Annotated in this window: 7 protein-coding genes and 1 pseudogene; 2 read left to right on the top strand and 6 right to left on the bottom strand. The window is 75.5% G+C overall.

Annotated elements, in window-relative coordinates; all coding sequences use genetic code 11:
* Positions 1-328 (top strand): annotated as a pseudogene (locus CCN33_RS32565) (hypothetical protein); the annotation flags it as partial.
* Between the two features lie 447 nt (positions 329-775).
* Positions 776-1258: a DUF456 domain-containing protein gene (locus tag CCN33_RS25370; RefSeq protein ID WP_086695790.1), complete on the top strand. Its 483-nt coding sequence runs from the start codon at positions 776-778 to the stop codon at positions 1256-1258.
* Positions 1259-1270: 12 nt separating this feature from the next.
* Here the strand turns inward: CCN33_RS25370 and CCN33_RS25365 are convergent, their stop codons facing one another.
* The 6 genes from CCN33_RS25365 to CCN33_RS25340 form a co-directional block, all read right to left on the bottom strand.
* The gene (locus CCN33_RS25365) at positions 1271-2431 is read right to left on the bottom strand and encodes an SGNH/GDSL hydrolase family protein (RefSeq protein ID WP_086695789.1); all 1161 of its coding nucleotides are present in this window, start codon (positions 2429-2431) and stop codon (positions 1271-1273) included.
* Between the two features lie 134 nt (positions 2432-2565).
* The gene (locus tag CCN33_RS25360; RefSeq protein ID WP_086695792.1) at positions 2566-3060 is read right to left on the bottom strand and encodes a methylated-DNA--[protein]-cysteine S-methyltransferase; all 495 of its coding nucleotides are present in this window, start codon (positions 3058-3060) and stop codon (positions 2566-2568) included.
* 8 nt (positions 3061-3068) lie between these two features.
* Positions 3069-4460 (bottom strand): DNA-3-methyladenine glycosylase 2 family protein, encoded by a 1392-nt coding sequence (locus CCN33_RS25355; RefSeq protein WP_086695788.1) that lies wholly within the window; start codon positions 4458-4460, stop codon positions 3069-3071.
* A 71-nt stretch (positions 4461-4531) separates the two neighbouring features.
* Positions 4532-5623 (bottom strand): ribosome small subunit-dependent GTPase A, encoded by a 1092-nt coding sequence (gene rsgA, locus CCN33_RS25350; protein WP_086695787.1) that lies wholly within the window; start codon positions 5621-5623, stop codon positions 4532-4534.
* 305 nt (positions 5624-5928) lie between these two features.
* The gene (locus CCN33_RS25345) at positions 5929-6327 is read right to left on the bottom strand and encodes a HEAT repeat domain-containing protein (RefSeq protein ID WP_086695786.1); all 399 of its coding nucleotides are present in this window, start codon (positions 6325-6327) and stop codon (positions 5929-5931) included.
* 55 nt (positions 6328-6382) lie between these two features.
* Positions 6383-6596, bottom strand: a 214-nt coding sequence (locus tag CCN33_RS25340) for a cellulose binding domain-containing protein (protein ID WP_208621889.1), incomplete at its 5' end; no start/stop codon positions are given.

Here is a 6596-nt window from a genome sequence, read left to right as displayed (position 1 = left end):
GCCCGCCGGTGTGTCCGGGGCGCTCGGCGGAACCGGCGTCCGCCCCGGAGCCGGGGGCGTCGCCCGCCGGGGGTCCGGCGCGGAGGGCTCTGCCGTCGGTACCGGGGCATCCGGCACCGGAGGGATCGCCGGTTCGGCCGGCGGAGTCCGCCGCGCCTCCGGCACGGGAGGCGGGACCGGGGCGCCCGGAACGGTCGGGCCGGCGGACCGGGCCGCCTCCCCCGCATCCGGCGCGGGAGGCGAGGTCGGCGGCGCCGGAGCTCCCGGCACCGGGGGAGCGGTCGGCGGGGTCCGCGGGGCGTCGGACGCCGGCGCGGCCCCCGGCTGAACCCCGGGAACCGGAGGCGCCCCTCCCCCGACTGCGGGCTCGGCGCCCCGCTGCGCCGGAACCGGCGGGCGCCGCTCGGGAGCCGGGCCGTCGGATGTGTTGCCCGGCAGGGGCGGCGAGCCCTCCGGCCGTGCCCCCCTGTCCTCGGCGCCGCCGGGCCCCGGCACCGTCGTGCGTTTCGCCGACGCGTACCGGTCGTCCAGGGAATCCGGGGCCGGTGCCGGTCCGGTGTCGTCGGCCGTTTCGTCGTAGAGCTGACCCCACCAGTCGTCGTCCTGGCGAGTGGGCCCCTCCCCCTGCTGACTCATGCCGGTAATTGTCACCACGCGGGCCGCGCGGAAACGGGGCATCGGCGAAATCGGTCCCTCCTCGCCCAGCGCATCGAGGGACAGGGCGAACGGCCGTACGAGATCTGCGGTTTCCTGCGGGCTCGGGCACGCTGGGCAGATGGGAGCGTGGGAACTCCTGCTGGTCGGCCTGGTGATCGCGCTCGGCCTGTGCGGAGTGCTGGTGCCCGGCGTGCCGGGTTCGTGGCTGGTGTGGGCCGGGGTCCTGTGGTGGGCGCTGACGAACCCGTCCGGCCTGGCCTGGGCCCTCCTGGTCGGCGCCACCGTCGTCCTGCTGCTGGCACAGGTCGTCCGCTGGACGCTGCCCCCACGCCGCCTGCGGGCGGCCGGGGCGACGCCCCGGATGGCGGTGTACGCGGGCGTCGGCGCGCTCGTCGGCTTCGTGCTGCTGCCCGTCGTGGGTGCGCTGCCCGGCTTCATGGGCGGGATCTACCTCGGCGAACGACTCCGGCTCGGCCGCCACGGCGAGGCGATGGCCGCGCTGCGTACGGCGATGCGCTCGGGCGGCTCCAGTGTGTTCACGGAACTCTTCGCCTGCCTGGTGATCGCGGCCGCGTGGCTGGGCGCGGTGCTGTGGGGCTGACTCCGCCCGGGGTCACAGCAGGACGCGGCTCACACAGTCGGCGACCGCCCGCATCCCGTCGTCGTCGAAGTGCAGATGGTCACCGGGGTCGTAGCGCGGCAGCAGCCGTACCGGGTCGGCCGGATCGCGCAGCGCCGCGTCCGCGTCGCAGACGGCGTCGAAGGTCCCGCCGGTGCGGATGAACTCGTTGACCCCCTGCCGTACCTTCTCGCGGGCCGGCGTGTGGGCCGGGTAGCCGGCGTACGGGGTGAGGGTGACGCCCACGACGCGCAGGTGCCGGGCGTGGGCGCGGGCGACGAGGGTGCGGTAGGCGTCGGCGTAGGCGCCGACGTCGTCGGCGGTGGGCTTGCCGTTGATGTCGTTGACGCCCTCGAAGACGACGAGGAAGCGGACTCCGGCGCGGTCGAGCGCGTCCGCGTCGAGCCGGGCGAGGGCGCCGGGGCCGGTGCCGTCGCGCAACAGGCGGTTGCCGCCGATGCCCGCGTTGAGGACGCCGAGGCGGCGCTGACGCGCGGCGAGCAGGTCGGGCCAGCGGTGGTTGGCGTCGTGGGTGGAGCCGTGGCCGTCGGTGAGCGAGTCGCCGAAGGCGACGACGCTGCCGGCGGCGGTGCCGCGTACGTCGACACCGGCGAGGTAGTACCAGTTGCTGATGGGGGTGCGGTAGGCGGAGCCGTCCTCGTCGGCCGCGTGCCCGGCGCCGACCAGTGCGAGCCAGCTGGTCTGGAGGGCGGTGCCGTGCTGGGTGGCGGGGCCGGAGTCCTCCGGGGTGAGGACGGTGACCAGGAGATCGGCGGCGGCCGGGACGGTGAGCCGGACCGGATCGGTGAGGAGGTCCCGGCCGGGCGGGACCGTGGCGCTGGTCGCGTGCCGGAAGGTGGCGGTGCGCAGGGTGCCGGGTACGGCGTCCGGGCCCCGGCCCTGCCGGAGGGCGACGGTGACCGCGCCGAGGTGCAGCGGGGTGGTGCCGAGCCGGTTGGTGACCCGTACGCGCAGCTCGGAGCCGCCGACGCTGAGGTGGACGATGTTGCGGATCGCGGCGCCGGGCAGGGCGGGTGCGGTGCCGGAGGGGGCGGCCTCCCAGGTGCCGGTCCACGACTGCGCCCCGGCGGCCCGGGCCGGGGCCGGGGTGAGGACGAGCAGCAGGGCCGCGAGGACCCGTACGACGTAGCCCAACGTCCGCCCTTTCGCACCGGGCCCGCCGCGTGTCCGGGCCGCCGGAGGCGACGGTGTCACACGCGGCGGGCCCGTGGGGGGCGCCAGCGCCGGGGGCCCACCCGCACGGCCCAGCGCGGGCGTCCCCCACGGGCTCACACGTCGCTGAGCACCCCCTCCAGACGCAGCAGCCACATCTTCCGCTCGAGCCCGCCCGCGTACCCGGTCATCGTGCCGTCGGCCCCGATGACCCGGTGGCAGGCGCGGACGACCAGCAGAGGGTTGGCGCCGAGCGCGCCGCCCACCGCGCGGATCGCGGCGCGCGGGGCGCCGACCCGGGCCGCGATCGCGCCGTACGTGGTGGTGGCTCCGTAGGGGACGGTGTCCAGGGCGGCCCACACCCGCTCGCGGAACTCGGTGCCCCGCGCCCGGACCGGCAGGTCGAACTCCTTGAGCTCTCCGGCGAGGTAGGCGGTGAGCTGCTCGGTGGCTTCCCGGAAGGGTCCGGGGTCGTGCCGCCAGCCCTCCTGGACGGTCCGGCCGCCCTTCTGGCCGGGCACGGAGACCGAGGTCAGCGCGCCGTCGGCGTCGGCGGTGAGCAGCAGGGGGCCGACCGGGGAGGCCAGCTCGGTCCAGTAGGGGTTGTCCATGATCGCCATCAGTCGGTCAGCTCCTCGGCGACCCGTAGGTGTTGTACGGCGTAGGACCGCCAGGGCCGCCAGGCTTCGGGCGGGTCCGTACCGGGTGGGGTGACGTCCGGGTCGCCGAGGACGCGCGCCCGGAGGGCGGCGACGGCGGCCGGGGTGATGCCGGGCAGGGCGTCCAGGGTCCGCCGGGCCTCGTCCCGGTCGGCGCCGGGATCGAGACGCAGGCGGCCGTCGGCGAGGGCGGCGGCGAGCGTGCCCAGCGGCGTGCCGGCCTCCGCCTCGGCGAGGACTGCGGGCTCGGGGAAGAGGTGGGTGAGGGTGCCGCTGGGCGCGTCGAGCGCCTTGCCGTACCGGAGGACGAGCCGTGCGACCTCGTCGGACGAGCCGGTCAGGACGCGGGCGGCGGTCTCCAGCGGGTCGACGGCGCCGGGTGAGCGCAGGCCGGGCCGGGCGGCGACCAGCGGGGCGAGCCGGGGGTCGGCGCCGAGGCGGGCGTCGACGGCGTAGGGGTCGGCGTCCAGGTCGTACAGCCGGCGCAGCCGGTGCACCGCGGTGGTGAGGTCGCGGGGGTCGGTGAGCAGCAGGCGGGCGTCGAGCCAGCCGCCGGGCCGGGTGCCGCCGCGCGGCCCGCGGGTGTGGGCGCGCTCGTGGACGACGGCGACGCCGGTGCCGTACGGCAGCCGCAGGGTGCGCCGGTGGACGCGGCCGCCGGGGGCGCCGGTCACCTCCTCGACGCCGGGTAGGGCTTCGCGGGCGAGCAGGTCGAAGACGGCGCCGGCCTGGTAGGGGCCCCGATGGGCGAGGCGCAGCGGGATGCCCGTGCCCGGGGCGCTCCGGCGGGAGCGCGGCGCGGCGTCGCGTACCTCGGTGGGGGTGTGGGCGTAGACCTCGCGGATGGTGTCGTTGAACTGGCGGATGCTGCGGAAGCCGGACGCGAACGCGATCTCGGTGACCGGGAGTTCGGTGGTGCGCAGCAGGGTGCGCGCGGTGTGGGCGCGCTGCGCGCGGGCGAGGGCGACGGGCCCCGCGCCGACCTCGCCGGTGAGCTGGCGCTGCACCTGCCGGGCGCTGTAGCCGAGGCGGGCGGCGAGGCCGGTGACGCCCTCACGGTCGACGACGCCGTCCGCGATCAGCCGCATGGCCCGGCCGACGACGTCGGCGCGGACGTTCCACTCGGCCGACCCCGGTACGGCGTCCGGGCGGCAGCGGCGGCAGGCCCGGAAGCCCGCCTGCTGGGCGGCGGCGGCCGTGCGGAAGAACCGGACGTTGCACCGCTTGGGGGTCACCGCCGGGCAGCTCGGGCGGCAGTAGATGCCGGTGGTCCGGACGGCGAAGAAGAAGACGCCGTCGAACCGCCCGTCACGGCTGCGCACCGCCTCGTACCTGCTGTCATCGTCCGTCATGCGTCCAGTGTCGGACGTGGGAGGGGGGCCGGGCCAGCGGAAAACGGACATGCAGCCCGGCCCCCTGCGGGTCAGGTCCAGGGACCCCGCTTGGCCCGCATCGCCGCGCGGCCCTCGGCTCCCTTGCGCTTCCAGTCCCTGCGGATCTCGGCGCGCAGGCGGGCGTCGGTCTTGGCGACGATCCACTGGTTCTCGCGGACCAGTTTGCGGTAGCTCTCCAGCCGCCGTACGGGCAGCTCGCCGGAGTCCACGGCGGCGACGACCGCGCAGCCGGGCTCGGAGGCGTGGGAGCAGTCGTGGAACCGGCAGCGCGCCGCCAGCTCCTCGATCTCGGAGAACACCTGACCGACCCCGCTCTCCGCGTCGTACAGGCCGACACCCCGCAGTCCGGGGGTGTCGATGAGCACGCCCCCGCCGGGCAGCGGGAGCAGGTTGCGGGTGGTGGTGGTGTGCCGGCCCTTGCCGTCCACGTCCCGCGCGGCCTGGACGTCCATCACGTCCGCGCCGACGAGCGCGTTGGCCAGCGTGGACTTGCCCGCGCCGGACTGCCCGAGCAGCACCGCGGTACCGGTGCCGATCAGCGCCCGGAGCACGTCCAGCCCGTCGCCGTGGAGCGCGCTGACGGTGAGCACGGGGACGCCGGGCGCGGTGGTCTCGACGTCCTGTACGAGATGCGCGAGCGTCGCGGGGTCCGGTACGAGGTCGGCCTTGGCGAGCACCACCACCGGCTGCGCCCCGGACTCCCACGCCAGCGCGAGGAACCGCTCGACCCGCCCGAGGTCCAGCTCGACGGCGAGCGACACGGCGACCACGGCGTGATCCACGTTGGCCGCCAGAATCTGCCCGTCGGACCGCTTGGACGAGGTGGACCGCACGAAGGCCGTCCGGCGGGGGAGGTAGGCCCGGACGTACCGGGGACTGCCGCCCTCGGGGTCGACCGCGGCCCAGTCGCCCGTGCACAGCACCCGCATCGGATCGTTGGGCGTCACGAACGCGGTGTCGGCGCGGACGACCCCGTCCGCGGTGAGGACATCACACTGGCCCCGGTCGACCCGGACGACCCGCCCGGGAAGCAGACCCTGACGGGCATGGGGGGTGAACTCGGCTTCCCAGTGGGAGTCCCAGCCGAGGGGGAAAAGAGCGTGCGAGGAGGAGAGTTGCAAGGGAGACCCTTCACAGGGGTGACCCCGGCGAGCGCCTACGGCGCGATCGGATCAGCCGGTGGCCACGGAGGTGGAGTGGATGAACTTCTGGTCGCGGGCAAGGCCCGTCACAGAGACAGCCATCGGTCACACCTCCCATTCCTCACTCGGCCCGAAGCGCCGGCGAACTACCGCCGCGCGAAGCGGTTCTCACTCTAGAGCCACCTCCGCCGAGCCGCTATCGAATTTCGCCGCGGAGGGTGGCGGTCGGGCGAAGCACCGCCCCAGCTGTCAGTCTGGTAGCGGGCGCTGACAGTACGTTCCGATTACCGGTCCAGCAGGTGGTGCATGACGGTTTCCGGGATGGTGGGGTTGGCCGCGGCGGCCTCGGCGGTGGTGGAGTCGTTCAGGAGGGTGGCCACGACGCGGGTGGGGAGGCGGGGGTCGGCGGCCGCGGTCTCGCGCACGAACCAGTGCGGATCGTCGAGCAGGCGGATCACGGAGGCGACGGACAGCCGCTCGTCTCCCAGCGCGGAGTGGCGGATGCCCCAGTCCGCGTCCCGGCTGAAGCGTTCCACCAGTTCGGCGGGCGCCTCCGGATCGAGGAGAGCGAGCCGGCGGGTGCCCGGGTCGGGGTCGTCCGCGAAGCGGAGGGTGCCCTGCCGGGGGAAGTTCGGGTGGTCGACAATCCGGGCGGACGAGTAGCCGTTCCAGCTCCGCACCATCTCCAGCAGACGCTGCAGGAACGCGCCGCGCCCCAGCGCCGACGAACCGCGGCGGTCAACCGTTCGCGCAGGGCTCCCCGTTGAGCCGGAACGCCCGTGGCGCCCCGTTTCCCCCGTCATGTGTCCCTACGAAGCCGAACGCGATCGTCCCCTGCGCGGCCACCGACCGGTTGTAGCTCTTGGCCTCGGCCGTGACCTGGGCGCCGGTCTGGTGCGCAGTCGCGTCCCAGGTCTGGCCGATGTGCTGGCCGTCGGGGAAGGTCCAGGTG

It is taken from the genome of Streptomyces recifensis, assembly GCF_002154615.1.
Taxonomy (GTDB): domain Bacteria; phylum Actinomycetota; class Actinomycetes; order Streptomycetales; family Streptomycetaceae; genus Streptomyces; species Streptomyces griseoluteus.
The sequence above is the reverse complement of the archived record's forward strand: the minus strand, read 5'-3'. Positions and strand labels throughout refer to the sequence as shown.

Coding starts and splice junctions, on each gene's coding strand:
- CCN33_RS25370 (WP_086695790.1), top strand. CDS start 776: ATGGGAGCGTGGGAACTCCTGCTGGTCGGCCTGGTGATCGCGCTCGGC.
- CCN33_RS25360 (WP_086695792.1), bottom strand. CDS start 3,060: ATGGACAACCCCTACTGGACCGAGCTGGCCTCCCCGGTCGGCCCCCTG.
- CCN33_RS25355 (WP_086695788.1), bottom strand. CDS start 4,460: ATGACGGACGATGACAGCAGGTACGAGGCGGTGCGCAGCCGTGACGGG.
- CCN33_RS25345 (WP_086695786.1), bottom strand. CDS start 6,327: ATGGTGCGGAGCTGGAACGGCTACTCGTCCGCCCGGATTGTCGACCAC.